Origin of the sequence: Acinetobacter sp. YH01018 (genome assembly GCF_013420295.1) — a bacterium.
Classification (GTDB): Bacteria; Pseudomonadota; Gammaproteobacteria; order Pseudomonadales; family Moraxellaceae; genus Acinetobacter.
Genome location: NZ_VOYL01000001.1, coordinates 1 through 26,702 on the forward strand (window position 1 = coordinate 1; position 26,702 = coordinate 26,702).

Sequence of the window (26,702 nt, forward strand, 5' to 3'; positions counted from 1 at the left end):
AAGCGTGTACATAGTGCACTCGGTTATGTATCGCCTTTTGAGTTTGAAGCAATGTACTATGATAAGATTAACCCGTTAGGTCAGGTGGCCTAACTTAAATAAAAAGTCTCCGACAAACCCGGTACGGTTCAGCATCATGTAACCCGTCTAGTAACATACTGTCCAAAAGAGCAGCATCCCCCATTCTAATTCCCCAGCGTCCTTGATGTAATAAGTAGGGAGCGCGATCCATATTTTCCATTCCACCAGCCAAAGTACAATCTGCCATCCCTGACCAAATTTCCAAGGAAGCACTTACAATTGCCTGTACACCTGAACCACAAACTCTGTTAACCGTTAGCGCAGGTAACTCAACGGGCAACCCGGCAAAAATGCCTGCCTGTCGAGCTGGATTCATTTTCAGCCCAGCCTGGATGGCACTGTTGCAAATAGCTGCTGATGGTAAGCTAAATACTCTTTTAGCTAAAGGATCAGCAGATGAATGCTTTCCACGGTCGTCATTTTCAGGGTGAAATCATTCTTTGGGCCGTCCGTTGGTACTGCAAATATGCCATCAGCTATCGTGAACTTCAGGAAATGCTCGCTGAACGAGGAGTAAATGTCGATCACACCACGATTTATCGTTGGGTTCAGCGTTATGCTCCTGAAATGGAAAAACGTTTACGTTGGTATTGGCGTAATTCTACAGATCGACATTCATGGCATCTGGATGAAACTTACGTAAAAGTGAATGGCAAATGGGCATATCTATACCGTGCAGTTGACGAATGTGGCCACACTCTTGATTTCTATCTTTCTGCTAGACGAAATATACCCATTCAGCTTATTGTTTTCTTGGTAAGATGTTGAATCATTTCAAAAGATGGCAGATTCCACGAGTCATAAACACTGATAAGGCTCATACCTATGGCCGTGCTTTGTCGCGACTAAAACAAGAAGGAAAGTGTCCTGAAGACCTTGAGCATCGACAGATTAAATACAAGAATAACGTGATTGAATGTGATCATGGCAAGCTCAAACGGATCATCAAGGCTACGTTGGGATTTAAGTCTATTAAAACTGCTTATGCCACAATTAAAGGTATTGAGGTCATGCGTGCTTTGCGTAAAGGACAAGCTTCATTATTTTATAACGGTAATTTTCTAGGAGAGGTGTGGCTAGTAAATAGAGTTTTCGGAATTTAAACCTGATTAACCAAGCAAACTACAACTCAATTTCCTATTTGCAACAGTGCCCTTATAACTGGGTCAAAGATATTTTAGATGAACTAATTATTGAGGCTCAAAAGTCATTAGATAATCTTCCAGAAATTGCACTTTCATTCTCCAAGCTTTTAACGCTTGATCTATGTTTATCAATGCTTCTATCCACTATACAGCTTGTCATATTTATCAAGTGTGCGCGTATTTGGGTGGGGAAGTCTTAACACATTTGTGGGATCGCTATGCGCGCGCGCTGGGCGGGATGAGCCTGTGATTCCTGCCTAGTGTGCGCGTGGGGAGATCGAACAAAAGGGGTATAAAATGCTTACAGCCATATCAGCACCACCTGGATCAGGTAAGTCACTCTGGTGTGTTGAATTATTAGAAACAACGGTTAGAAAAAATCCTAATCGTATGATTTTTACAAACATCATTGGAATTAATATTCCAGGTGTTTTACCTATCACATCATCAACAAATAATCCTTTTGATTGGCGTGATCTTCCAGATGGTTCTTTAATTGTTTTTGATGAAGCCCATGAACACCCAGCTTTTTCTAAGACTGATTTGCTTAAAAATTATCAGTTACCTCGCTATCTTAATGAACTTTATAATAATGAAGTTGCCAAGATTTTAGATTATGTAAATCTCCCAACTCCTTTAAAAATAGGTCTTTTGAATAAGCATGGTTTTGTTTATACAGAATTGCTTTTATCTTTAAAAGTCAAAGAACAAGAACAGTTAATCCAAAATGTTCGCAATCTTCAAAAGGCAGCACTTGAGAGAGCTAAAGAGGATATTTTAGATATTGGCCGTGCTTTAACCATGCATCGTCATTTTGGTTTTGATATTGTTTTAGTTACTCAAAAGCCTGACCTTTTAAATTCCTTTGTTAAGGCTGCAACCTCTGAGCATTTAATTCTTCGTCGTCTTTTTAAGATGCAGTTGGCGATTATTTATAGTTATTCTGAGATTCAGGATAGTTTTGGTAATGCTACTCGTAAAAATGCCCTGTCTTGGAAAATATGGTTTTTTCCTAAACGGCTTTTTAAGTATTACATTTCAGCAGAACAGCATACAGCTAAAGCTTCATTGCCTTGGGGTTTGAAAATCCCAGTTTTACTTTTTCTTTGTTTAATTGTTTATTCTGGCTATCGAGCTTATTCCTCTGAATTTGGATTCTTTAAAAATTCTGCTCAAGCTGAAACTGTTTCAACTTCTTCGCCTGCGTCTTCAGCTTCGCAACAACAGACTAAGTCTCAGTCTCAACAGCAACCCCAACAACAGCAGATTCAAGATTTATCTAATATCTGTAGAAAAGCTGTGAATATTGAAACCCCTGAATGCACAAAATGGTTTGATGATATTTCAAAAGGTGGCTTGTCTGTTTCTTCTACTGGTCAAGTGAAGAAGTATGTTTATGATCCTTCAAAACCTTTTGCTGTAGATCAGCAGGGCAATTACATGCTTTCAGTATCTGAAAAGGATTGTAGAAGGTGGTTAGATGGTTATAGACCATTTAATTATTTTGCTCAGAATAATTCATCATCAAGCCATTCAAATTCTAGTGAAAAATCTACAGAACGAGTGTCTACGAGTGAACCGGAAAATCAAAATACTGAAGCGTCTTCTCTCTGATTACAAAGTCCGGGAGAATGAATCTAATAGGGCATAGCAGAGGGCGTGTTCCGCCCGAACTGATTAAATAAAATCTTTTTATTTCTAGGCTTTTAATGAATTTACCTCGTTGTTTTAAGCTGCTGATTTCATATACTAAAATTTGATTTCCTCGTTTAATGACATGTTTTTCAAGCAAAGCATCTTTGGCAATTTTATAAAGTAGATTTGTGTTTGAAATATATCTGTTTTTATTAAATAGATTTTCTGGCATTTTAAAACTAAGTATGTGATAAAAATCGGATTTTACACTGAATGATTAATAGACATCTATATAGAACAGTCAGCTATAATCGAAATAAGGGTGTTTTACTTAAAGAAGATTATATTTTTATTCGCCAATGCTTAGAAAAACATTTAAAAAACATGCAGTTATCTAATGAAGATTATTCCATCGAAATAGATCAATTAAAGGTGCTTTTTATTAGGTTAGATCATACGATTGGAAGATTATAGCATCTTATAACATGCGGGTTACGATTGACTAAAAATGAATCAAAATAGTTTTTTTATTAAAATATCCGTCAAGTATGAGGGATTTCTTACTGTATTTAGTCGTTTTGCTATTTGGTTTTTTTTAACAGCATTTTATGAAACTGATTACTGGAGAGATCAATGAAAGAAGCAATTCTTGATGTGCTTTGTAGTCATAAATTTCTATTCTTATGTTTAGCATTTCTTACTTTGTTATAGCAGTTATGTCTACAGGATAAATTTGGCTCACGGATTTCGGCATAACGTATATTATGTTCATTAAGATACTTCACTGGAGAGATTAATATGTTGGTGAATCTCTCCAGTGAAGTTGCGCCAACGGCTGAGTTATGTAGGGCGCAATCTCGGATATCTTATTTAACATAATATACATTATACGAAATTAATTTTGTAAACCCCAAATAGAAATGTCCGGTTTCTCCAAAGTAAAAATGTCCGCTTTTAGAATACGCACCTTTACGATTATCGAAGCAGACGGTTTGATATCCAGGTATCTATAACTGTTATATAAATATTTCACTTTTTTGTATCTATAGATGCTCTGTTACATCGTCAATAATTAACCTGACAGATAGCCAAATTGAGATAGCTGATGAACGATCAAGAGCCAAAAAAACAGCAAAAATACGCTGACAGTGAAATTTCAGATAAAGCGTTCAAGCGAGCCATTATTTGGTTTGGAATTTATGCTTTGTTATTCTGTATCGGTGTCGCATTCGTAGTTGGCGCCGATAATTCATATCTTCCCTAATTGCTACATAATCACAACCATAACTACAGCTACGATCAAGCAGCATATTTTCATCAAAAATGCTGCTTTTTTAGTTTAATGATATTGAATTTTAGTTTGCATATATTCACCATAGACTGAAAGCTTTTCAAAAATATGCTCGGAATAAAACATATCATCTACCAGTAATTGTGCTTGATCAAGACTATATAAATCTAATATTTTCAGTAATTTACCATTTATTTTAGAAAGCTTTGTACAAAGTTGTATATATTCATCATTTTTGTTCTTAAATAATAGCTGTAACATATTGATTTTATTTATATCTATGTATTCAGTTTGATTTTCCAGTGTGATGATTTGAATCTGTACATGCAGAAAATGAGCGATTAGATTAATCAGCTCCAGATTGATATCTAAACGCGTAATACAAATTATTCTAGATACTTTTGAATTACATAAAGCATTGATTAAATTTAAATAAAATGAATCTTTCGGGCTCATTTCTTCATCATTTAATTGTATAGATAGCCCCAGACTATCCAATAATTCATCAAAATTAAAGCTAAGGTTACTTTGGTTGGCCTGATAATAACGTGACAAAATGCTTAAACTTTGCTCATTCTTGACTGTGTAATAAACAACCTTTTGATTCAAATTTGCCAATATAAAGGGTGAAAATAAATAAGCCAAATCTTCAATATGCTCTGTAATAGGATCTTGCAGGATCACAATCTGCCCTGCTTTCTCTATCTCTCTAAGCTTTTTTGCTCTCAATACTGTGGCTTCAACATTCAAATATTTTTGCTTAAGTAATCTTTTAACCTGCGGAGAAATTTCGTATCCTGCCAACAACTGATGGATCAAATTTAGTTGCGATATTTCAAACATTTGTAACTCCATTTCCACATCTGTACATATATTTTCATCATGCATTTGCATTTAATTGTGGGCTAGTATTGCAAATATTTTCAAATTTGATAGATACAACATCAGACATAAAATTTATAACAGATCAGTATTTTCAAGCAAATCTGTTATAAAAATACTTTAATATTGATTAAATGGCGCTATATTTATACACAGTCACTTTCTATAACTAACACTTCAACATGTATAAGTCAGAACAGCTTGCTCATCAATTAAGACAATTGATTGAAAGTGGCACACTTAAAGCCCATGAAAAACTCCCTTCTTTACGTGAACAAGTACAGCTTTCCGGTTTTAGCCTGATTACCGTGATGAATGCTTATCAAGAGCTTGAATCTAGAGGTTTAATTTATGCGAAAGAGAAATCTGGCTACTACATTGCAAATACATATGCAGACCATGAACACAATGCACCTTTAATTGTTTCTCTCAATTCCAATATTGAGATTAATTCATTAATTTTTAAATATCTCAAATCCATTCAAGGCGAACACATCGTTCCATTTGGTTCGGCATTTCCAGACAGTGATTTGGTCTATTCCAAAAAACTAACGCAAATTATGGGACAAATCGCGCGTAATAAAAAAAGTTATGATGCTATTGATAGTTTGCCCCCAGGAAATTTTTCATTACGCAAACTGATTGCCCAACGCTATTGTATGCAAGGCATACCCACTGATCCTGATGACATTGTCATTACATCGGGTGCTTTGGATGCACTAAACCTGGCCTTACAAGCGATTGCCAAACCTGGTGACTATATTATCTTGCAGCAAAATATTTTTTATGGTGCCTGGCAAGCGGCTGAACGATTAGGCCTAAAAGTGGTCACTATTCCTGAACATCCTAAACATGGATTTGACCTAGAAGCTTTTGAACATATCTTAAAAACCTATCCGGTAAAACTCTGCTGGTTCATGTTAAATAGCCATAATCCGGTAGGTTTTACCGTTTCAGAGGATATAAAGTTTCAAATTTCAAAATTATTACATCAATATCAAGTTCATATGATTGAAGATGATGTGTATGAAGAAATGTATTTTGGCCATAAAAAGCCGTTACCGATGACTTATTATGATCAAAATAATTTAGTCCTGCACTGCTCTTCTTTTTCGAAAACCCTGGGGGCGACGTTTCGAGTGGGTTGGGTACATGCCGGGAAATACTCACAGCATATTCAGCACCTGCAATTAATGAGCACGATTTCAGTCAATTCTTTACTGCAAAGCGCTTTAGTGGAATTTCTATCTAATTTTCATTATGAAAAACATCTGCGCAACTTACGTAAAAATTTACAGCATAATAAATTGTTATTTTATAGATATTTAGAGTTGAATTTACCAGCCAGATGTAAAGTTGAATATCATCCAAGTGGTTATTTTTTATGGCTTAAACTGCCTAAAAATGTAGATAGCATGTACATTTATGAAACCCTCATCCAGCAGAAAATTGGCATTGCACCGGGCCAGCTTTTTAACATCACCACACAAAAACAGCATTATTTAAGAATTAATTGTTCATTTGCATGGTCTGATTCAATTCAACATTCATTGGACAAGGTTATTTCTACGCTGCAAAGCGTTATCGTGGATGATTAGTTTAAATTGACAGCGAATATTGTCATTATGCTGTAAAATGATTCATTGAGCAGTAGTCTGCGCTTATGCTGATTAAAATCAGACCAAATGAAAAACAAAAATATTGGGAAATATGGGGCTATAATGATATGGAATCACAAAATTCTAAACGTATTCATGCATTTGATAATGATGTAATGAGCGATCTAGATGCCGTGGGTATCGCACAATTAATTCGCGATAAACAGGCTTCTGTACAGGAAGTAACTGCAGCGGCAATTGCACGTGCACAACGCGTCAATCCACATCTCAATGCAATTCAGCTTGAATGTTTTGAGCGTGCTTTAGCAAAACTACGTTTCAAACAAACAGGAATTTTTGCAGGTGTGCCCTTCTTTTTTAAAGACAATACCGATTATCAGGGCCTTGCAACCAGTCATGGTTCTAAAGCAGTAAATAGCAAGACTGTATTAATTAACCCTAAGATCAGTCAACAATTTTTAGACCAGGGCTTTGTCGTTTTAGGCAAAACGACCATGCCAGAATTTGGTTTAAATGCCACCACAGAGTTTAAAGATGGCAGTGCGACTTTCAATCCATGGCATACAGACTATTCTTGCGGGGCATCTTCCGGTGGTTCTGCTGCAATCGTAGCCTCAGGTGTAGTGCCTATTGCGCATGCCAATGATGGTGGCGGTTCAATTCGCATCCCCGCTGCCTGTTGTGGTTTGATTGGTCTTAAACCCAGTCGCGGCCGTACTTTTGATAGTGATACCGCACGTTCTTTACCCATCAATATCATTAGTGAAGGTGTCGTTACCCGTAGTGTCCGTGATACGGCTTATTTTTATGCCGGTATGGAGCAAAGATTTTATAATAAAAAACTGCCTAAATTTGGCCTAATTGAACAGCCGATCCAGCGCCGTTTACGCATTGGCTTGGTGACCCAATCCATCACCGGTCAAATTGATCAGGAAACAACACTCACTCTCAGCCAGACTGCGAAATTACTTGCAGATTTGGGTCATCATGTTGAAGAGTTTCAGTTACCTATCTCGATTAGCTTTGTTGATGATTTTAGTGAATATTGGGGTTTTTTATCCTTTATGCTGCAAACTTTTGGCAAAAAGGCTTTTGGTGCTGGATTTAATGCCAAACAGCTGGATAATTTAACGCTAGGACTTGCCGGACTCTATAAGAAGAATTTTTACAAAACGCCGCTATTTTTGTATCGTTTAAAAAGAATGCAACAACAGTATCAAGACATTTTTAACCAGTATGACGTTCTGCTTTCTCCAGTATTAGCGCATACGACGCCACAAATTGGTTACCTGTCGCCGCAGCTTCCCTTTGATCAATTATTTGATCGAATTCAAAATTACGTTACTTTTACTCCAATTCAAAATGTGGTGGGTGCGCCAGGTATGTCGATCCCGATGGGACAAACGCAAGAGGATGGTTTACCGATTAGCATGCAACTTTCTGCCAATATTGGGGATGAAAAAACGTTAATTGAATTGGCCTATGAAATTGAACAGGCAAAACCCTGGCGTAGAATTCAGGATACTTGAGCATAAAAATGCATAAGGAAATGACCTATTTCCTTATTCCATAGAATATTAAATATAATCATTTATTAAACGTCTTTCATCATTTTTGACACCCTCTTTATTTTTTTCATGTGCTTGATTTTAAAACACTGCTTAAAACCAAGCTTAGAGAGAAATAAAAAGGACTTATGGGAAACATCTATTGAACCTCAAACTCAATACGACGGTTTTTCCGACGTCCCTCTGCAGTGGTATTGTCAGCAACAGGTTGGTTTGAACCAAAACCTTCTGCGGTTAAATTTGCAGCTGCAATATTTTTCCCAATTAAATAATTTTTAACTGCTGCCGCACGCTGTTGACTTAAAACCAGGTTTTTATTTGCATCACCAGAGCTATCGGTATGGCCAATCACCTTTACTTTCTTGCCATCCACTTTCTTTAATGCTAATGACATTTCATCTAAAATTTTTGTACCTGATGCAGTTAGCACGGCACTTCCAGATTCAAATTCAATAATACGGTGCTTTAATGCAGCATCAATCATTTGCTGTTCAGCTTGGTTGACTGATAATCGTGTAGTTAAGTGATAAGGAGCAGATACAAGACTTTGAAATTTTGTAGTCGTCGGCTGAATATCATTAGGATTACTCATTTTCCCGGATAAATCCATTTGAGTGCCGCGTACACTCAGTTTGCCCTGTTTGACTTTCTTTAAATCCTCTGTAATGACATGACTAATCGCATTACTCCAGCCATTAGGAGCAGTAACAGTACGAACTTGAATTTTATCTACAATATTTTCCTGACCATACGTAAGGTACATTTTAGTTAAAATTACCTGTTTACTTGCTTCACTGGGTACTGCTCCCTCAATAACAACCATTTCCGCATGAGCCACTACAGATAAACTTAAAATTAAAAAAAAGTGCTGAGAAATATTTTTAATATATTTTTTTTTCATAATATTCTATTCACTAAAAAAGGTTTGTCTAAACAGGTCCATGCCTTGGCTAAGACTTAAATGGGCTTATAAAGCCTGTTCTAGAGCAGCAATCCTGCATTTTGTTCTACTAAATAAGAATCAATAATCATTTTATTCATTATGGTGTAGCTCCAGCACTCTTCATACTTGCCAAGGTAGCAGTTGTATTTGTTTTAACCACGGTTACAGGTACTGGAGCTGTCTGTGCTGAAACAACACGAACCGATTTATCATTTACAACCTGATCAACCAGTTGCATGCTGGCATAACCACGACTCGAACCAATATGTCCTGAATTACCACTAATCAAACGGAAATTTACTTTCACAGCTAAACTAGGGTTTTGCTGGTCTTTCCAGATCATCTCAAAACTATTGCCACGTTGAGTCCGCTGTGCATGATCAATGAGACGGTTAATGCCATACTCACCCGGTTCATCAAAAATGGTATGCGTTTGTCCTTGTAAATCCACCACTGTAATACGTGTGCCAGGCATAGATCCTTGATTTGGCCAGACAAAATTCACCCATTGTTGAATGCCATTTTCGTAAACCATTCTTTGACCATCAATATCAATGGTATAAGAAAGCAGTTGTGGATTTTCTAATGGATAAAACTGGAAATTTGATTGATTGACTGCAGCTGTTACCGTTGTTTGATTCAATTCACCCGTGGCCATGCCATTATTAGGAGCAACATAACTTTGGAAATTCATCACAAATTGTGGATTTAGACTAATCCCCAAATCTTTCCAGGTTTTAGACGTTAATAGATAACCACGACGAATGATCAGTGGATCGAGATTCTCTTTGACAAAACGTGCAATACTGCCGTTTTCACCTAAAATCTGACTGATTTCCTGACGAGTTGCTTGTAAGCTCGCAGAAGGATTAAATGGATATTTTTGACTTAAGTTAGCGGTAAACGGTTGATTGGCTTGTATCATCCATAATTTATTCATTTCATGTTGAGCAGGAATCAATAAACAATCAAAAGATTGAGTTAATGGGCTCATCAATAATTTTTGTAAAACCTGATGATCCGGCTCATTCAAGCCAACAGTCATTTTTTCATCAATCATTTTTTGACTCTGATTAAAAACAGAGTTCTGATTATTAATTGTTTGCTTGACTAAAATGATGGCTGCGGGACCAATCTCCCCTGCACTTTTAAGATCATTGAACTTGCTCCTCACCTGCGCCAATGATTGCATGTATTCATCTAATAAAGATTTATTTTGTTGATCATCACGTTTACGAACCAGTTGATAGAACATTCGAAATTTTTTTGCAATGACGCCCTGGACTTGGTTTGATGCCTGTTGCGCAACTTTAGGTTCATCCCAGGTTAAAATTTTCGATTTAAACCAGGCCATGAAACCGGTTTTCGGTGTAGCCAGCTCTGCCTGAACCATTGGATTATCCCAGCTGGTTTCTTTAGTCACTCGCTCAATAATGGTACGTATAGGTGAATTTTCTGGCTCACCCAAGATTTCCATATTTTTTGTTTGCTGGTTAAAATTATTGGCTTTTGCATAGTAAATGCCATTTAAAAATTTGCGCCATTCAGCGATATATTGCTGTTTATATAATGTAGTTAACTGCTTACGAATCTGGTCTGGGCTACCGCTAAAGGTGAGATCATCCGATTGGGTACTATTTAACACCCAATCCTTGCTATCGGTTGGACGGTTCGCAGCATCATCAATGGCTTTTTCTACATATTCATTCCAGGCTCTATAAGTAAACATGCCCGGTAAGGCATAACTTCCCAGTACGGTATTTTGGCTATTTTCCCCAACTAACTGTTTTATCGTTACAGCAGGATAACGCACTGCACCACGCATTTTAATTTCGTTATATACGCGATCCCGTGCAGGCATTCCGCGAATGATAGCCAGCAAAACCTGACGGGTCTGATCAACCAGCAAAGAATCAGCTTCAAGCACAGGAAGTTTCTGATCATTTGCCAGTGTAATGCTATAGGATAATATTTGCTCGGCTTTCTGGATCATTTCACCACGTGGCATTTGTTCCCGGTTTGAATCCAGCCAGGGACGCCAAAAACGTGTCAGCTGATCACCTAGATGACTTGAATCCATATATTGAGGATTACTCAGCATTAAGTAAGCCTTTAAAGCGTTATAAGCATCTTGCGGATTGGTTTCGGAAGGGTCTAGATATTGCTGAGTTTTCACTCCTTGTTTTATTTCTGCATTGACATGATTGGCTTTTAAAGTAGCTTCATTACTTTTTATACGCCGTAAATACTGCGCAATATTCTGCTGGGTTGGCTGCAAAAGCAGTTGTTTAATTCCCGCTAAATATTCGCCTTGTAATTTTTCTCGCAATGTATTGCCTTGATACAGTCCAAAACCAAACTGAATAGGTTGATTTTCTTCAAATTGATCAAGCTGTTGCATACGCTCCTGTAAAATCAGCAAAGCATTCAGCTGTGTAGAGAGTTGTTGGCCTGATTGCTTTTGCAATTGTAAGACCTTGTCTAAATCGGCCTGAACATCGGCGATCAGCTGTTGATTATTTCGATATGACCAGATCCACAAGCTTAATATTATGGAAATCCCCAGCAAGGCCGCAATAAAAGCAAAGTAGCGTTGTTTCTTGCGTTTAGGATTAATATGCTGTTTAACCAGATGCTGGTCTTTCAAAATCACATCTGAAAATAGACCTTTCAAAAAGTAACCATGATGCTGTGAAACTGAATGACCCGGTACAGGATTTTCACTATTTAAGCTTGCTGATAAATGAAAATCCTGTAACATCTGTTCAGTCATTGGACTTTCGGTCATACCCTGCTGTAAGGCACTGGTAAAATAAAAGCCACGGAATACGGGTTTAAACTGGTAGGGATTTTCTTCAAACAAGGTCCCTATAAAGGTTTTCAGTACCGGTTTTAAGCTTTTAAACTCTAAAGGAAATGTCATTACACTGGGAGAAATATTCTGGCTATGACGTCGACTAAGATGTGTGGTACTTAACCCTTTTAAACCTTCATATAAAACAGCATAATGCTGTTCAAAAAGTGCCATTACATTCTGCATGGAATCTGGATCATATTTTAAGGTCGCACCCCATACCTGATCAAATTCATCGACATCATAACATTCAAAAAATTCGCTAAATCCTGCAATCAAATCCATTTTGGAAAACACAACATAAATGGGGGCAAATATTTCTAAACGTTCCGTAATCTCTTGAATGCGTGCTCTTAAATTTTTAGCCAGTTTTATGGATTGTTCAGGACTTTGGCTGATCAGTTCTGCAATGCTGACCACTACAATTAAACCGTTAACAGGTGCCTGACTACGGCTTTTCTTTAATAAATTTAAAAAGCCTAACCATTCAGCTTGATCTTCAGCATAAACGGAATAACGCCCGGCAGTATCCAGCAATACCCCTTCGGTAGAGAAAAACCAGTCACAGTTTCTTGTCCCGCTCAGGCCAGAAGAAACACTTTTTTGATGGGAATTTTCAAACGGAAATTTGAGACCCGAATGAAAAATAGCTGAACTTTTACCTGCAGCAGGATTCCCAATCACCATATACCAAGGTAATCCATATAAAGCTGCGTTGCCTTTTTGATTCCCCAACTTTGATTTGCGAATCATCTGGACCGATTCTTTCATTTGCTGGCTAATCAACTGTAAGTCTTGCATATTTTTCTGCTTGTCATATTCCGCTTGTGTATTATTTTCAATTGCTTCTGCAAGCACAGCACCCTGTTGAATATGGCGTTTTTTTTGCACCAGTCTATAAATGCCATAGCCGATAATAATTAAAATATAAGTTGAAAATAATGCCCAAAAAATATTTCGCGGAATAGTATGATAAGAAGACAATAATGCCACTAATACAGATAGTGCAATAATGGCTTTGGGATGGGTCACATACTGCCAAAGATAAGCTAAAATAGTATAAAACATGTGATTCTCGTTATTTTATTTATATTTAAATGATTTGTTATTTGAATTAATTTAATTCTACATCGATTTAAAAAAAGCATGGGTTAAGGCTTGGTCAGTGCTGTATATCATGCTGGTCATCTCCTTTGACAGATGCATACCCAACATAAAACCAAAAATTTTTGCGAGTTGTTGTGTATGACCAAAAATCGGGTATGTATGTATAAAATGGTAAGGTTCAATTAAAGTAGATAAAAATGTCTGATTATTTTTCTTAACGTTTTTTATATCCGTTGTATCATCTAAAACCAGTATAAAAGGTTGTTCTTGTTGGGTCTGATCAGCGTGATCAGGCATCTCCTGATTAAGGCAAGTCAATAAATTACCTACATTATTGGCAACCTTAAGCGTCTTGATTGCATCTAGATTATTGATCTTCACACCTTCAGCGGCCACACACCAACTGGATGCAAATTCTGCTGGCAAATAATCATCCACCCCAGACATTTTTTCATCCAAAAATGTCTGGTCAATTTCAGAGTCCACATTCATTATTAATGAAAATTCCTGACTTTGTTTTGATATTTGATCCAATAAATTCAGCCAGTCTGTATAAGCACTTTGCTGGGCAATATAATGATGTTGCAGATGTATTTGCTGTGAGATCGTTCCCAAGGATTGCATAAAATTAGACAGCATTTCCCGGCTTGAATATTCATCCCAGACATGTAACACGTTGTCTGATAATAAGATATGAATATTGAGTCGATTTAGACGTGGTACCGGCTTTATTGAGATGCACTGTTCGTCTGCATCACGGCCTGAAGTATCGGTATTGCTCCATCCAGGATGCATCCGGTATTGATATGCCAATTCGCTATCATAAAATAATGCAGACCGCTTTAAATGCTCAGCCACTTGCATTAAGGTTTCATTCTGTTGTTCTAATTGTTGTTGAATTAAAGCTTTTATACGTGCCAAGCGCCCCACTTTATCTTCTTCATTTTGCTCATTCTCTTCCAGCTTTAAAATATGATCGAGCATTTGAATCCTGTAGGATAAAACAGCTAAGCCATAACTATTTTCCAAATGAGGATCTAATTCCGGCGATTTAAACTTTTTTAGACCATCAATTATTGTTGTATTTTCACCCCATGCATGGCACACAGAAGATGAAAAAATATTTAAATTGAAACATTGGATCTCTTCAACTTTTAGCTCATGCTCAGTATGTGCTTTATTTGATTGCTGTTCTAATAAGGCGTGATGCTGCTGTCGACATCTTATATATGATTGATAGGCCTGATAAATAAAATATGGTGCAAGCAGAATGATAGATAAAACTACAGGCCATATAAGAAAATATGATACTAAATCTAAACTTGAAGGTTCATATTGAATATCACGCCAATAATAAATAATGATCACACCCAACAATAGAAAAATACTACTGAACGTTCCCAGCACCAGCTTATTCATTGAAGCTCCCCAAATAATGCATAACATGTCTCCAAATTAGCTTCTCTATTTTGAGTCATTAAAAAAGCGTTTTGTGCCAAGCCCTGCTCGGATTTTGTATTCAGGCAAAGTGGCTGTATTTCTTCTTTTTTTAATATTAAGCGTACATCCACCAGTGTTGTGGGACTACACCAAGTTGAAATTATTTTCTTTAATTTTTCACTCATTTGTTGCTTGGGTAAAAAACTCAAATAATCCGTTCTAGATAATGGGCCAATCTGAATCTCTACTTTTCCATCAATTTGTCGAATGCTCTCACCACAGAATGTATTTCTACCGAGTAAATTGGCATTCCCCCCTAAAGTTGTTCGTTGTGCATCTTCTAATTTGAATTTTTCTTCTACCCACTGTTTTATTTTAAAGTCATTTTTGAAAATACAATTCAGCATGGTTTTTAAAGCATATGCGGTATTATTTTGCCCCTGCATTAAACCTGAAAATTCAGCAAAATAATCATCTAATTCAGTCTGATCCTGTTGTGTTCTGACATACCCATTCAAGGCATGCAGGACATCCAGATAATCATTTTCCTTTTCAATTTCATACCGTATGGGTAAATAATAAGCCAAACTCGCATCGACATATTGTGTTGTTAATTTATGATTAAATAGACTCAGAAAACCAAGGATTTCTTGTCTTTGCTGATGACGACTTTGCTTAACTTTATGGGTATAACTATAGGGCAAAGCACCTTGTATACCGGTGATTCCCATCATGAGATTAGTGATCTGTATATACTTGTTTTCAAAAGTTAAGGATTCTATCTCAGTCACTGGAAAATTAAGATTTAAAGAACTGTGAAATTTAAAATCATTCGCCCAATACTGCGTTGTAGATGAATGTGGCCTATGGCGCAACAAACGTGTCGCCTGAATAAACTCATAAGCTGTAGGTGTGGTAAAGAGATCATCTATTACAGAAGCTTCTTGCCACCAACGTTCTGCACGCATTGGTATAACTCCTGTTGAGTATTTGAATCACTGACCACAAGATCAACATAACTATTCATTTGAACTTTTAAATTAAAAATATGGCTTAAAAGTTGGCTGAAAATATACAGACTATGGCCTTTAAAAATTTGTGAATCTATGACTAAACTCACTTTAATACCCCGGACAAATAATGGAAAAGGTTGTGCTTCAACCAGTTTTTGTGTCAAAGAGAAATCAATCTTTTTGATAGCATCAATAATAAGCTGGTTTTCTTTTAATTTAGGCAAGTTATAAAGCACTAAAAGCTCTTTAATATGGCTAACGGCATCTCCTTTCATCAGAGATAAGGTATTTAAGGATAAATGAGAAATAACGCGCCATTGTTCATTTTTATTTTGCTCAAAGTAATATGGCTTGGACGGTCGCTTTAACATCATCGCACGCCGTGCAAGGTGGCTCTCATTCAAATTCAAAACATTATTGGCCTGACTTAAAGCTTCATGCGGCAAATCCCGATTACAACAGAGCAATTGTGTACTGATAAAATCAGACTTGGTACTTTGGGGTGATAAATGTTTAGAAACAATGGAATAATGGGTTTCAACCCCATTGTTCTGCAATTGTGTCTGATTCAGACTATAAAAATATTGCTCATTATGCTGATGATAATGACTCATGGCAAAAAATGGTAGGATGGGAACTCTAATCTGATCCTGATTACTTTTTTCCCGAATCATGTTCATCTCAACTATTGAATAAATCTGATAAAATTCGGGATGATGTGCATCAGTGAGCAATGGGTATTCTAATTGTTTATGATTGATTTTCTGTGGTTCAGCCTGCTTATAAAATAGGTTCACCACAGGCGTTGAAAATAGCTTAAAGTTTGCAACATTCAGCTCAGTATAGTTTCGGATACAGGCCTGATCATTTAAATTAATTTTTAAATGAATCAATATTTCAAATGCTGTCTCTTCTTCTGTTAAATGTTTCAAGAAATTTAAATTAAGATTGAGATAATTAAATTTTTCAGGAAAACAAAAGTATTCAATCAGTAAACGATAAGCATGATGGGTATGTTGATCAATCGGTAATAAACTTTCAGATTCAGCAAAGCCCATGACTGCAAATGGATGAGCAATTTCAATAACGCGATTGCCAATTCTTAATGAAAATCTTGTGCTGGCATGGAATATGCCATCCAGGACCTGCAAAGGAAAATTTGCAATCGCATCTAAGTAAATCGGTAAATTTTCATTAATTAAAAGGTGTCTGCTTCCTTGATAAATTTCAAAGCCTAAACTAAGCGTCGCATTCTGATTTAAATACATATGTGTACGAGGATGGGTTTTAAAATTCAGACTTTTTAAAGCGATCGGTAATAATCGTACAGGCTGGGTCGTGCTAAATTCACACTGTACGCCTTTAAAACTACGTGACTTTAAGGAAGTCGCTTTAGGAATTTCATGTACCTCCGTCAACTGTTTTATCTTATTTATATCTTCAAAACTGACCACTGAACATGCTGGAAATGGCTTAAGATATTGAGGAAACATGACTTCAAATAATGAACGGGTAAAAACCTCATAACTGTCTGCTAGTTTTTTATCAATACGTGCAGCTATGAGTGAAAAAGCCTGAATCAGACGTTCAATATGCGGATCGTCAATTTGTTCTTGATTGAGCGATAGACGTTGAGCAATTTTTGGATATTTCTGTGCAAATTCACGCGATTGTTGTCCAAATTCTTGTAATTGCTTTTCATAATAAGGTAAGAGTTCTTCAATCACGGTAAACCTACTTAAGATCTTGCTGAAATAACATATTGTTGTGTTGTGGGCTTCAATAAAACATCCAGAATGACCGGCTCAAATAAAGGCTGAATGTTTAAATAAGCTTGAATACTTAAAGACAATCCTCCCATGTTATGACCATCAAATAACATGGTGACCTTAACCTGTTTTAATCTCGGTTCATGCGCAGCAATCGATTGCTCGATAGATTGACAAATTTTGTCCCGGTCTATGGGATTGGCTGTTGATAGCCCCACAAAGTCAATAATCCCAAATTGCAGAACGGACTGTTTTGCTAAAGGAAAGTCATCAATTACGCCATTCAATAGCGACATGCGGCTATTCAGTAAATCCTCTAGATCCAAGGCTACAGATTCTCGTAATTTTTGAAGCGAAATCCCATGGTCATTCTTTTCAGTTTCAGCTAATAGTCGGTCGAATAAAGTGGTTTTAAAGCCGTAGGGATATAATTGGTCTAAATTCATGTTCTTATTATTTAATTATAAAATTAAAAATCATTTATAGCGACCAACGGTAGTTGGCCACTATTTGGGTCAGTACATTATGCAGCGTAAGAAGCTGTATTATTAGAAAGAGACCATTTCTTGGTCACCGCACCTTTTTGTGTACCGTTAATATCCTGCTGATTATAAGTCCACTCTACTGCAGCATATTTCAAACCAAAAGATTCAGTCGGAACCCCTTCTTCATTGACGTTTGGGGTAACGCTTGAAACAAGCACATGCTTTAATTTAATTTGAAGATATTTAATCCGTTTATCACCATTGGCACGATAAAAATCGATTTGAACTTCGTCAAAGGTATATCCAGCTGAACATGCTTCCCAAAGTTTTGGACTGGTTGCATCTAAATCTTTCATAAATAGCATATCTGAATGTTCAACCCTTTCGGCAGTATGGCCCCCTACACTTGAAGATGTCGCTGATTTGGGTTGACGAATATTGTGTGCCCAAGAATTTACTTCTAGCCAGTCTTTGTGCTCGGAGTCACGAGATTCACCATCAACTTTATATTTACCTCGAAATTGTACGTATATATCTTTCATTTTTTTAATTTTCCTGTTTTATTTTTAAATTATTATAAAATTGCGCTCTGATTAGTTAGAGGACTGAGGTAACTCAGTAACAAGTCGCAAAGAAACTGACAACTCATCCAATTGAAAATGTGGTCGTAAAAAGACCACAGACTTGTAGTGTCCAGGTTGAGCTGGGTTCTCTACAACTTTTACTGAAGCTTCGCGAAGCGGATACTGTGCTTTTGCCTCTTGCGATGCACCATCATCCAACAAAACGTATTGCGATAGCCATTCATTTAAAAATGCTTCAACATTACCAGCAGATGCAAAACTACCCACTTTGTCGCGCATCATAGCCTTTAAATAATGCGCAATACGTGAAACGGCCATAATGTATTGAATCTGACTCGATAAAGCGGAATTGGCATTTGCACTATCACTCTCATATTTTTTCGGTTTTTGAGTCGATTGCGCACCAAAAAAAACAGCATAGTCGGTATTTTTGCAATGTACTAAAGGGATAAATCCTAAATCACTGAGTTCTTTTTCACGACGGTCAGTAATAGCAATCTCAGTGGGACATTTGAATACTACTTCACCATCATTAGTCTTGAACGTATGCACTGGCAAACCTTCAACCAGACCACCACCTTCCACGCCACGAATGGCTGCGCACCAACCATGCATATCAAAAGCATTGGTTAAGCGTGTCGCAAATGCATAAGCTGCGTTCATCCATAAATATTCAGCATGGTTTTGACCAGTCACTTCTTCTATAAAGTTAAAGCCTTGTGTAACAGTTCCATCTTTGGGATGATATGGCAGACGCCCTAATACGCGAGGCATGGTCAATGCCACATAACGGGCATCATCACTTTCGCGGAATGAACGCCACTGAACATATTCAGCAGTTTCAAAAATTTTAGAAACATCACGTGGGCGATCAATATCGGTAAATGACGCTAGACCTAATATATTGGCACTTGCTGCTGAGATAAAGGGTGCATGTGCTGCTGCAGCGACATGGGAAATCTGCTCCAGCAAATACATATCAGATGGAGTGCGATCAAATTCAAAATCACCCACTAATGTGGCATAAGGTGCACCGCCAAACGAACCATATTCTTCTTCATAGATTTTTTTAAACAGCATACTCTGATCAAAATCAGTTGCTCCCTGAAAGTCTTTAATCAGTTCTTTTTTGCTGGTGTTGAGCATACGAATTTTAATTAAAGAATGCGATGGTGTTTCCTGACAGAAATAGTATAAGCCACGCCAGGTTGATTCAATTTTCTGAAATTGTTCATGATGCATAATTTTGCTTAACTGGCTGGAAATTAAGGCATCAATTTCTGCAATTCGCTTATCAATAGACAAGGTCATATTTTCGGAAACCGTTATGGTTCCAGCCATCACTTCTTTAGCCAATTCAGCTATCAGGCTTTTGGCCCGATGATGTTCTTCCTCATTACGTGCGATGCGACTTTGCTCAACAATCGAATCCAGCAAAGTAAATTCTTGAATATCTGTAGCTGTTGCAGTGGCAGTATGAAAATTATTCATGTTCTGCCTCCACGCTTAACTTGCGAACTTGATCTGTATTTTGCAGAATTTCATCCAACAAATCTTCAAGACGTTCATTATTTGAAATTTTGTTACGCAAATCAGTTAGGCGTTCTCGTGCCTCCACCAATTGACGTAATGGATCGACTTGTTGTACGACATTCTCTGGACGGAAATCTGCCATTGAATTAAAAGTTAAATCTACTGACATATAACCTCCTTCTTCGGTTAAGGTGTTCTCAACCTGAAAAGCCGCACGAGGTGCCAGTGATTGTATGACCTCATCAATATTATCCAAATCAACATTGATAAATTTTTTATCCTTTAATTTGGTTTTTTCTAATTCCGAGGCAGCCGAAAAGTCACCTAAAACCCCAATCACAAAAGGCAGCTCTTTTATTTCCTTACCATTTCCGACTTCTACATCATAAGTGAGCTGTACACGTGGTGGACGGATACGTTGTAATTTCTTTTGTACACTTTCACGTTTAGCCATGAAGACTGTCCTATTTTAGTTCTTATTAAATGAAGCAAATGGGCTTGAACCCGAAGTTATAGAATTGTTACTTTGCGGTTTTTTTGCCGCTGTCGTATCTCGTGCAGATGTTTTAATTACTCTGCTCTGTAAATTGACACTTTGGGGATGGCTTACAGAGTTGGCTTTTCCAACGGTACGATTTGATAAAGTACTGCTTTTCAGCCGTTGTTTTAGTCTGACCGTGCTTGCAGTAACGACTTTAGCATTAGAGGTATCAGGTTCAGGTAAGGAAATCTGAATATGATCAGACAATTTTTTTGCTGCAGGATAGGTATTTTCTGCATTTAGGTAACGCATTTCATTATTACGCATATACTGTAAATTACTCTCGCTAATCCCTATCCCGGCAAGAAAAGCAACATCGGTCAGCTCTCTGCGCTGAACATTCTGTTTACGCAACTCCTCGACCCATTGCAATGCTTTCAGATTTTTCCCGATGGCCTGAAATCTTTGAGCAGCTTGAATAGATAAATCATTTTTCAATTCAATATTTTTCTTATTTTTTCTATCACATATCTGATGATAGATATTTAATAATTCTGGATCGATTTCATCACGAACCAAAGGATAGTTCTTAATGCAACCTCTTTTGAGTTCAATAGATTTTTCATTCGCGGAGGTTAAAGGAATGATAGATAGTCCCATCACTAAGGATAAAAAAAATTTATATTTATTCAAAAGATGCCTCTAATTTTATAGCTTTAAATTTAATTATTAGTATAGGTTTAAGAACATTAAATGATTTTTATAATCTTTAATTTATTATTATGATTCTTAATCAATGCGCAGATTTAACAAAAAACAACTAGCTTAAGTCAACAGTTAATTAAGTAAAAACCACACTTTTTATTGTTTTTTTATGTAAAAGATACAAAAAATCATCATATATTTTTTTGATTTTTAGAAAAAATGTGTATTATGTGCAGATTATTTTTATAAAAAAATAAATATAATTCATTATTTTAAATAAATAAATTTAAAAAACAATCAAACTAGAAATAAAACCAGAATCATTCAGTAAATAAACAGAATAAAAACTGATGTTCTTTTAATGATATTGAGTATGTTATGAATAATTTAAAAATTCTGATTACAAAATTATCTTCTTGTGCCCGTCTGGTACTGGAGAAATCAGCCAACACCTGTATAGCCCAACGCAATTACGAAATAGAAATTGAACACATATTTTTAGAAATTCTACACAATCAAGAAAATAATGATGTCCAATTGCTATTAGAAAATTACAAAATATCACGTCTTGAGTTAATGGATGATTTAAAGAAAAGTGTGGCGCAATTGCCTAAAGGCAATACACGGACTCCTATTTTTGCAAAATCAATCGTACGTCTATTAGAACAAGCCTGGTTATTGGCCTCAGCAGAACAAAAACCTTTGATTCGAACCAGTCATCTTCTGGTCGCATTATTAACTGCGCCAGATCTTTATCAAATAGCGATCAGAGCTTCTAGCCTATTTGAATTGTTACCAATAGACCATATGAAACACAACTTTTTAAATGAATGTACACAAAGTATCGAGCAACAATACGAACAGAATGCAGCCCATCCAGATACGATATCAACCCCACAATTATCCAAACAGATATTGCAAACGCTTGCTTTAGATCGGTACACCATTGATTTAACCGAAAAAGCTCAAAAAGGGAAAATTGATCCAGTGGTTGGTCGGGAACTCGAAATTCGCCTGATGCTGGATATTTTAATGCGCCGTCGTCAAAACAACCCTATTTTAACGGGTGATCCAGGGGTGGGCAAAACGGCTATAGTTGAAGGCCTGGCTGTTAAAATTGCCAACAATCAGGTTCCCGAAGCTTTAAAAAATGTTCATTTACATATGCTTGATATGGGGCTTTTACAGGCAGGTGCCAGTGTCAAAGGTGAATTTGAAAATCGTCTAAAACAGGTCATTCAGGAAGTTCAAAGTTCTATTCACCCTATTATCTTATTTATTGATGAAGCACATAGCTTAATTGGTGCGGGTGGCCAGGCAGGACAAAACGATGCAGCCAATCTGCTTAAACCAGCACTTGCACGTGGTGAATTACGCACCATTGCAGCAACGACTTGGGCTGAATATAAACAGTTTTTCGAAAAAGATGTGGCTCTGAGTCGCCGCTTTCAAGTGGTGAAAGTAGAAGAACCAACAGAAGCAGTGGCTATTGATATGCTGCGCGCCATGATTCCTGTCATGACTCATCATTTTAATGTAAACATTGAAGATGAAGCAACTGTTGCAGCAGTCCATAGTTCTCATCGATATATCAGTGGGCGTCAGCTTCCAGATAAAGCCATCAGTGTATTGGATACAGCAGCGGCCCGAGTAGCTTTAACGCAAAATGCACAACCGGTGAGGTTGGATCAGTTACAGGCACAATGGCATAACCTGAATCTGGAACAAGATATTCTAGAAAAAGAACAGCAAAATATGCCTATTCACCATGAACGCATCATGGCGCTAAAAGCTAAAATTGCTGAGTTAGCCAAGAAAATAAGTGATACACAAGCTCAGTGGCAAAAAGAGCTACAACTGGTTAACAGGATTAAAGAACTGGAACAACATGCTATAGGTCAGTCAAATCCAGATATTACTCAATGTCGTGAAGCTCTTGCTCAGCTTCAGGGCACCACTCCCCTGGTTTTTGAACGCGTAAATGCGCAAATGATTCATGAAATTATTTCTGACTGGACTGGGATCCCTGTAGGAAAGATGGCCAATGATGAAATTAAACAGATTTTGAATTTAAAAGATAAGCTGTCAATACGAGTTATGGGACAGGAGAATGCCTTAAATCAGCTAGTTCAGGGCATTAAAACCTCTAAAGCAAAACTAGAAGATCCACATAAACCCCAAGGCGTATTTTTATTGGTGGGTCCAAGTGGTGTAGGTAAAACAGAAACAGCTTTAGCACTTGCTCATGAGTTATATGGTGGTGAATCTCATCTGATTAGTATCAACATGTCTGAATACCAGGAAGCACATACGGTTTCTACACTAAAAGGAGCTCCTCCCGGCTATGTTGGATATGGTCAAGGAGGTGTGTTAACGGAAGCCGTACGCCGTAATCCATATAGTGTTGTGTTATTGGATGAAATTGAAAAAGCACATCCTGATGTTCAGGAATTGTTTTACCAAGTTTTCGATAAAGGCATGCTTGAAGATAGCGAAGGGCGTTTAATTGATTTTAAAAATACCATCATCCTGCTGACCTCCAATGTCGGTTCCAGTGTCATTATGCAAGCCTGCTTAAACTCAGCAGTTGAGGAATGGCCAACAGCAGAACAATTAATAGAGCACTTAAAGCCAAGTTTATATCAACAGTTTAAACCGGCATTTTTAGGTCGTATGCGTGTTGTGCCTTATTTCCCTTTACATGATGGATTACTGCTCAGCATTATCAAACATAAACTGGGCAAAATTACTGCACGTTTAGAACAACAATACATCACCAAAGTTAGCTATAGTGAAAACTTGATTGAATTACTGCTCAGCCATTGTACTGAAATTGATAGTGGTGCACGTAATATTGATAACATCCTCAATTCATTTGTATTACCTGCTTTAGCTAAACAAATTTTACTCGGATTGGCGGAACAAAAAATGCCACAACATATCTTTATCGATGTTCAAGACAATGAAATATTGTATCAAGTTAATCCGGTAGTTAAATCCATAAAAAAAACCGAGAAAAAAGCTCCGTATCACTGAAGCATAATTAAAAAAACAGAAGGCAGAACATGAGTTTAGAACTGGAAAGATTATTAAAAGCAATTTCAGCTGAAGCCCCTTGCGGGATGGATTGTTCTTTTTCCAATGAGTTCCATGCCATTAAAAAAGCACGAACTCAGGATAATTTACTTTTAGAACAAGGTGATTGGATTACAGAACCGAAACTGGCCGATTGGAGTTTTGTAAAGGATAAATCCATTGAACTTTTGACTGAAAAAACCAAAGATATTCGTTTATATACCTGGTTAGTTGAAGCCTGGTCCAATCTGTACGATTTTGATGGAGTAGCCAAAGGTTTAGAATTAACCCAACGTAGCTTAAACGATTTCTGGATACTGTTACATCCAAAAATTGAAGAGGAGGATTTGGATCAACGTCTGGGATTGTTGCAAGGACTGATTAATCAACTGCCCATGTTGATTAAGAATATTCCCTTGGTAAATATTTCGCCTTTTTATTCTTTAATTGACTATGATGGCTTATTACATCAACAAAATCTACACCGTAAACATAGTGAAGAAAATAGTACCAGTCATGTCAATATAGCTCTAGAGCAATTTGAACAGGCAATATTGAATACGTCAAAATCTTTACAATATCAAAATTATCAGGCTTTTTTGGAAATTTTGAATCAGTGGAATATTTTAAAAAATGTAATAGATGGCTTCATGGGTGTAGATGCTCCAGGTTTTACAGCTATCGATTCTCAGCTGGAATCGATTCATGGCAACCTGAAAAAAATCTACAAAACTGATGCGTTTGGTTCAGTATGCATGACGGATCCATCCAGCCCTATCACTGACCTGACCGATTCAGCTAAAACAGTAAACCAAACTGTTGATCCACCGACAGCGATTAGTGCACAAAAATTTCAGCTGCACGCACAAAATCATTTAGCAAATCGTGCACAAGCCATGCAGCTTTTACAAGATATTGCTGATTACTTCCAGGTCAATGAACCGCATAGCCCGGTCAGCTATTTACTACAAAAAACAATTAAATGGAGCCAGATGCCTCTACATGAATGGCTGAGCCAGGTGATTAAAAACGAGAACCCTTTAGAAACAGTACATGAACTTTTGGGTGTACAAAAACAATCCTTATAACACGACTCATAATACGAATAACAACGGGTAAATTTAATGTTTAAAGCAGAAAAAATTCTTTGGGGCGAAGGCTTATTTTTACGTCCACAACATTTTCAATTGCAAGATGCCTATCATGAACAGCGTTTAAATCACACCATCCGATCAACCATTCCTTTTGCTTACGGGATTCAATCCATTCAATTTGATGAGGTGCAATTAAGTACGCATGTTCTGGCTTTAGAAAAAATAGAAATGCTTTGGCAAGATGGCGAAATTTATCAGGCACCGGCACGTGACTTATTACCAGAACCCATTCAACTGGATAGCTTAACTTTACGCGGAGAAATAACGATCTATTTGGCCTTACCTATAATTCAGCCCAATAAGCGCAATGTCTCGTTTGCAGAAAGTAGCCAGCCTAGCCGTTATCACTCACACTTAACTGAAACACATGATTTATTTACCGATGCTACAGCCGTAGATATTACCTTGTTAAGACGCCGTGCAGAATTTAAACTACTTGAGTCTGACATTGAACCCAATCATAACCTGGATGGATTTCTGTATTTAGCCGTGGCAAAAGTTAAACGGCAAAGTTCGGGAAATTTTGAATTTGATTGCAAGTTTATTCCACCGATCTTGCATATTGATGCATCTGCCAGCCTGATGTCAGGTTTAAAACGTAGTCTGAATATCATTAAAGCGAAAATTAAGGCCATTCAAAGCAACAATCGTGAAAATGATCAAAAACTCATAGAGTTCCGTTCTGGTGATATTGTTTCTTTCTGGTTAGTGAATGTCTTAAACACCGCATATGCCTCCCTGAGTCATCTTTTACAATATCCGCATATTCATCCTGAACGATTATTTTTTGAATTACTGCGTTTAACCGGATCACTGCTGACTTTTTCTACCGCCTATGAAGTGGATCAATTGCCTCATTATAAACATCATTGTTTACAAGAAAGCTTTTCACAGCTTGATGCCATTCTGCGTGATTTACTCGATACCATTATTTCAAATCGCTATATCAGCATTCCCTTAAAAGAAGTACGTCCTTCGTATTGGGTTGGAAGTCTGGAATCCGACAAAATTACCCGTGACACGAAACTTTATATTGCAGTTTCGAGTGGTCTGATGCAAAGCCATGAGCTGGTTCAGTTAGTCCCACTGCGTTTTAAAGTGGGTAATTCCGTAGATGTAGAACAACGTGTTGTAGCTGCCCTTCCCGTCATTCCTTTACATCATCTCATGCAAGTCCCTACAGCAATTCCAGTACGTTCTGGTGTCAGTTATTTTGAAGTTGAACCCAATAATGAATTATATCAACGTATGTTGGATGCTGAATCAATGTGTATTTATATCCCAGCCGGCTTTCAGGATATTTCAGTTGATGTTATTGCAGTGATTAATGGCTAAGGA

18 protein-coding genes and 2 pseudogenes are annotated in these 26,702 nt (G+C 37.1%); 8 read left to right on the plus strand and 12 right to left on the minus strand.

All coding sequences use genetic code 11. The annotated features are described in order from the left end of the window. Positions 1-94: 94 nt before the first annotated feature. Positions 95-397, minus strand: coding sequence for a hypothetical protein (locus FTT83_RS00005; RefSeq protein WP_180082325.1), 303 nt, complete (start codon positions 395-397; stop codon positions 95-97). A gap of 80 nt (positions 398-477) precedes the next feature. On the opposite strand from FTT83_RS00005, the pseudogene FTT83_RS00010 reads away from it, so the two are divergent. The 3 genes and pseudogenes from FTT83_RS00010 to FTT83_RS00020 all read left to right on the plus strand — a co-directional run bounded on the left by FTT83_RS00010 (position 478) and on the right by FTT83_RS00020 (position 4,125). After that, positions 478-1,184, plus strand: a pseudogene (locus FTT83_RS00010) (IS6 family transposase). Positions 1,185-1,523: 339 nt separating this feature from the next. Continuing rightward, entirely contained in the window at positions 1,524-2,840 is a 1,317-nt protein-coding gene (locus FTT83_RS00015) for a zonular occludens toxin domain-containing protein (RefSeq protein ID WP_180082326.1), read from the plus strand. Positions 2,841-3,966: 1,126 nt separating this feature from the next. Further along, positions 3,967-4,125 (plus strand): hypothetical protein, encoded by a 159-nt coding sequence (locus FTT83_RS00020; protein ID WP_180042552.1) that lies wholly within the window; start codon positions 3,967-3,969, stop codon positions 4,123-4,125. 75 nt (positions 4,126-4,200) lie between these two features. On the opposite strand, the gene FTT83_RS00025 is transcribed toward FTT83_RS00020, so the two are convergent. Then, the gene (locus FTT83_RS00025) at positions 4,201-4,995 is read right to left on the minus strand and encodes a hypothetical protein (RefSeq protein WP_180189936.1); all 795 of its coding nucleotides are present in this window, start codon (positions 4,993-4,995) and stop codon (positions 4,201-4,203) included. A gap of 221 nt (positions 4,996-5,216) precedes the next feature. Here FTT83_RS00025 and FTT83_RS00030 point away from each other — a divergent pair, with 221 nt between their 5' ends. After that, entirely contained in the window at positions 5,217-6,632 is a 1,416-nt protein-coding gene (locus FTT83_RS00030) for a PLP-dependent aminotransferase family protein (RefSeq protein WP_180042550.1), read from the plus strand. Positions 6,633-6,760: 128 nt separating this feature from the next. Continuing rightward, complete coding sequence (locus FTT83_RS00035; protein ID WP_180042549.1) at positions 6,761-8,182, plus strand: amidase; 1,422 nt, start codon at positions 6,761-6,763, stop codon at positions 8,180-8,182. 178 nt (positions 8,183-8,360) lie between these two features. Here the strand turns inward: FTT83_RS00035 and FTT83_RS00040 are convergent. The 10 genes and pseudogenes from FTT83_RS00040 to FTT83_RS00085 form a co-directional block, all read right to left on the minus strand. Then, positions 8,361-9,041: pseudogene (locus tag FTT83_RS00040) on the minus strand (OmpA family protein); the annotation flags it as partial. Positions 9,042-9,261: 220 nt separating this feature from the next. Beyond that, positions 9,262-13,086, minus strand: a complete 3,825-nt coding sequence (gene tssM / locus FTT83_RS00045; protein WP_180176081.1) for a type VI secretion system membrane subunit TssM — start codon at positions 13,084-13,086, stop codon at positions 9,262-9,264. Between the two features lie 57 nt (positions 13,087-13,143). Then, positions 13,144-14,544 carry a hypothetical protein gene (locus tag FTT83_RS00050; protein ID WP_180042546.1) on the minus strand — a complete coding sequence of 467 codons (1,401 nt, stop codon included), beginning with the start codon at positions 14,542-14,544 and terminating at the stop codon, positions 13,144-13,146. Continuing rightward, entirely contained in the window at positions 14,541-15,533 is a 993-nt protein-coding gene (gene tssG / locus FTT83_RS00055; RefSeq protein ID WP_180042545.1) for a type VI secretion system baseplate subunit TssG, read from the minus strand. Before tssG ends, FTT83_RS00050 begins: the two co-directional genes overlap by 4 nt. Beyond that, entirely contained in the window at positions 15,497-17,305 is a 1,809-nt protein-coding gene (gene tssF / locus FTT83_RS00060; protein WP_180176082.1) for a type VI secretion system baseplate subunit TssF, read from the minus strand. The genes tssG and tssF overlap by 37 nt, the downstream gene beginning before the upstream one ends. Before the next feature lie 11 nt (positions 17,306-17,316). Further along, positions 17,317-17,793 carry a type VI secretion system baseplate subunit TssE gene (gene tssE / locus FTT83_RS00065; RefSeq protein ID WP_180044538.1) on the minus strand — a complete coding sequence of 159 codons (477 nt, stop codon included), beginning with the start codon at positions 17,791-17,793 and terminating at the stop codon, positions 17,317-17,319. Positions 17,794-17,870: 77 nt separating this feature from the next. Further along, the gene (locus tag FTT83_RS00070) at positions 17,871-18,374 is read right to left on the minus strand and encodes a type VI secretion system tube protein Hcp (protein ID WP_180044536.1); all 504 of its coding nucleotides are present in this window, start codon (positions 18,372-18,374) and stop codon (positions 17,871-17,873) included. 51 nt (positions 18,375-18,425) lie between these two features. After that, positions 18,426-19,907 carry a type VI secretion system contractile sheath large subunit gene (tssC, locus tag FTT83_RS00075; protein WP_180044534.1) on the minus strand — a complete coding sequence of 494 codons (1,482 nt, stop codon included), beginning with the start codon at positions 19,905-19,907 and terminating at the stop codon, positions 18,426-18,428. Then, entirely contained in the window at positions 19,900-20,403 is a 504-nt protein-coding gene (gene tssB / locus FTT83_RS00080; RefSeq protein ID WP_180044532.1) for a type VI secretion system contractile sheath small subunit, read from the minus strand. Before tssB ends, tssC begins: the two co-directional genes overlap by 8 nt. Before the next feature lie 15 nt (positions 20,404-20,418). Further along, entirely contained in the window at positions 20,419-21,123 is a 705-nt protein-coding gene (locus tag FTT83_RS00085; RefSeq protein WP_180044530.1) for a hypothetical protein, read from the minus strand. A gap of 390 nt (positions 21,124-21,513) precedes the next feature. On the opposite strand from FTT83_RS00085, the gene tssH reads away from it, so the two are divergent. The 3 genes from tssH to tssK are packed head-to-tail and all read left to right on the plus strand — an operon-like array spanning position 21,514 to position 26,699. Next, a complete protein-coding gene (tssH, locus tag FTT83_RS00090) occupies positions 21,514-24,171 on the plus strand; it encodes a type VI secretion system ATPase TssH (RefSeq protein WP_180176083.1) in 2,658 nt (885 codons plus the stop codon). Between the two features lie 29 nt (positions 24,172-24,200). Beyond that, positions 24,201-25,298: a type VI secretion system protein TssA gene (gene tssA, locus FTT83_RS00095; protein ID WP_180176084.1), complete on the plus strand. Its 1,098-nt coding sequence runs from the start codon at positions 24,201-24,203 to the stop codon at positions 25,296-25,298. Between the two features lie 36 nt (positions 25,299-25,334). Next, a complete protein-coding gene (gene tssK / locus FTT83_RS00100; RefSeq protein ID WP_180044523.1) occupies positions 25,335-26,699 on the plus strand; it encodes a type VI secretion system baseplate subunit TssK in 1,365 nt (454 codons plus the stop codon). Positions 26,700-26,702 lie beyond the last annotated feature (3 nt).

What these genes read in the sequence shown, in the direction of transcription:
- tssC (WP_180044534.1), bottom strand. Translation starts at nt 19,907, where the DNA reads ATGAATAATTTTCATACTGCCACTGCAACAGCTACAGATATTCAAGAA.
- FTT83_RS00030 (WP_180042550.1), top strand. Translation starts at nt 5,217, where the DNA reads ATGTATAAGTCAGAACAGCTTGCTCATCAATTAAGACAATTGATTGAA.
- tssM (WP_180176081.1), bottom strand. Translation starts at nt 13,086, where the DNA reads ATGTTTTATACTATTTTAGCTTATCTTTGGCAGTATGTGACCCATCCC.
- tssE (WP_180044538.1), bottom strand. Translation starts at nt 17,793, where the DNA reads ATGAATTTAGACCAATTATATCCCTACGGCTTTAAAACCACTTTATTC.
- FTT83_RS00050 (WP_180042546.1), bottom strand. Translation starts at nt 14,544, where the DNA reads ATGAATAAGCTGGTGCTGGGAACGTTCAGTAGTATTTTTCTATTGTTG.
- FTT83_RS00005 (WP_180082325.1), bottom strand. Translation starts at nt 397, where the DNA reads ATGAATCCAGCTCGACAGGCAGGCATTTTTGCCGGGTTGCCCGTTGAG.
- FTT83_RS00070 (WP_180044536.1), bottom strand. Translation starts at nt 18,374, where the DNA reads ATGAAAGATATATACGTACAATTTCGAGGTAAATATAAAGTTGATGGT.
- tssK (WP_180044523.1), top strand. Translation starts at nt 25,335, where the DNA reads ATGTTTAAAGCAGAAAAAATTCTTTGGGGCGAAGGCTTATTTTTACGT.
- tssB (WP_180044532.1), bottom strand. Translation starts at nt 20,403, where the DNA reads ATGGCTAAACGTGAAAGTGTACAAAAGAAATTACAACGTATCCGTCCA.
- FTT83_RS00035 (WP_180042549.1), top strand. Translation starts at nt 6,761, where the DNA reads ATGGAATCACAAAATTCTAAACGTATTCATGCATTTGATAATGATGTA.
- tssA (WP_180176084.1), top strand. Translation starts at nt 24,201, where the DNA reads ATGAGTTTAGAACTGGAAAGATTATTAAAAGCAATTTCAGCTGAAGCC.
- FTT83_RS00025 (WP_180189936.1), bottom strand. Translation starts at nt 4,995, where the DNA reads ATGTTTGAAATATCGCAACTAAATTTGATCCATCAGTTGTTGGCAGGA.
- tssG (WP_180042545.1), bottom strand. Translation starts at nt 15,533, where the DNA reads ATGCGTGCAGAACGTTGGTGGCAAGAAGCTTCTGTAATAGATGATCTC.
- FTT83_RS00020 (WP_180042552.1), top strand. Translation starts at nt 3,967, where the DNA reads ATGAACGATCAAGAGCCAAAAAAACAGCAAAAATACGCTGACAGTGAA.
- FTT83_RS00015 (WP_180082326.1), top strand. Translation starts at nt 1,524, where the DNA reads ATGCTTACAGCCATATCAGCACCACCTGGATCAGGTAAGTCACTCTGG.
- tssH (WP_180176083.1), top strand. Translation starts at nt 21,514, where the DNA reads ATGAATAATTTAAAAATTCTGATTACAAAATTATCTTCTTGTGCCCGT.